The following is a 1,352-nucleotide window of genomic DNA, read 5'->3' as shown; positions in this document are numbered from 1 at the left end:
CTAAATCGATAATGTTGCAATCAGCCATTTTAGAGAGATAAATTTCAATCGACAGCCATGTAGCAACCGAGCTTATTTGTTCAGTCAGTGCCGGTGCTAGCAAATTGTCTTGGTATTCATGCGGTAGTGGCGCTAATAATCGATCGAAAGCAGTGGTAAAAGCTAGCAAGGGATCGGCATCTTTTTTTTCTTCGCCTTGAGCAAAGCCATCGTACAGAGCTTCTGCTGATACTGTGGCAAGCCATTCAGCAGCAATATAAAGTCTTTCTCCGCGTTTGAACTGTATCATCCATAAACATAAATCAGCAGGGACATGGGTTAATAGCCCGCTAAGCTCCGAGTAATCACCGGCTCCCAGCTGGATGTCTTGATCCCAAAAAGGATTTATTCCGAATAGATACTTCTCCAGCTGTGCCTGCGGCCCTGGCGCTGGTCAATGTTGATTCGTTTATCCACGCCAGACGCGCGAAAAAATGATGCACTAGTGCCGGTGTGATCTCATTTGCCGGACAACTGAGCACTTTTTCTACCAGGGTTTTACTGCGTGTCGAGCAGTAAAGTGTTAACAGTTTGGCTTCCTGAGCAGCATGTGCGCTAGGCACTGGATCAGCAATAGGAAAAGTGATTTCTGTGCCGAAAAGATGCTTTAGCACCAGCCTGACCACCTTAAAGTGTTTCAATGCCTTCGCTGGAGTTGTCAATGTTGCTTGGGTAGTAATATCAGGTCTGATCTCATTGGACATTTCATTTTCATTGTCTAACTCAGTAATAACTGCTTGTAGTAGTTGTTCATCCGTCATGCGCGTTAGATACGACATATTAGATATATTAAGAACAGAGGGGCTGGTGGTTGATTCTAGGTTATGGTCTGTAAGATCGTTTGTGGTGTTCGTCATGTTGATAATAGACATATTGGTTTTCTCAAATTTGGAAAAAAAAGGACATAGCGTCATTGAACGAAGCTCAAAGAAAATGTCGAATAGGCTTTTAGCTTAATTTCAATTCGGGATAAGAAATTAAGTCACTATTTGCTTTTAAATGAAGTGAATAAAAATATCGGCTTAATGATTATGCAGAAGTTAGCATTTGAAACTCAAAAAGATAATTTTGGTGGGTTTTTTAATTGCAATTTTTATATCATAATAATTTCAATTTTTTATATTCATATTCATCCAGAAATGAAGTTGCCTTACCAATAAGACTAGACTAATGGCATGAATATTGCCATAAAATATCGGCATAATTTTTGCCTTAAAGGTAAAATTCAAAAAATCTACAGACATGCCAATCTTGCTCGCTCTCATGTATTTTTTAAAAAGGATAAATTTAGTCAGCTGTTTTTGAATCACCGC

3 protein-coding genes are annotated in these 1,352 nt (G+C 39.3%); all 3 read right to left on the bottom strand.

Features of this window, described 5'->3' with window-relative positions; genetic code table 11:
- Positions 1-289, bottom strand: a 289-nt coding sequence (locus REG_RS08105; RefSeq protein ID WP_039908062.1) for a hypothetical protein, incomplete at its 3' end; no start/stop codon positions are given.
- Positions 290-344: 55 nt separating this feature from the next.
- Positions 345-911, bottom strand: coding sequence for a hypothetical protein (locus REG_RS08100; protein WP_141553659.1), 567 nt, complete (start codon positions 909-911; stop codon positions 345-347).
- Between the two features lie 237 nt (positions 912-1,148).
- Positions 1,149-1,352: hypothetical protein (locus REG_RS13785; protein ID WP_039908058.1), on the bottom strand; the 204-nt coding region annotated here is incomplete at its 5' end.

Source organism: Candidatus Regiella insecticola LSR1 (assembly GCF_000143625.1).
GTDB classification, from domain to species: domain Bacteria; phylum Pseudomonadota; class Gammaproteobacteria; order Enterobacterales; family Enterobacteriaceae; genus Regiella; species Regiella insecticola.
The sequence above is the reverse complement of the archived record's forward strand: the minus strand, read 5'-3'. Positions and strand labels throughout refer to the sequence as shown.

Bases quoted from the DNA above. Each gene is read 5' to 3' on its own strand.
- REG_RS08100 (WP_141553659.1), bottom strand. From the start codon at position 911: ATGTCTATTATCAACATGACGAACACCACAAACGATCTTACAGACCAT.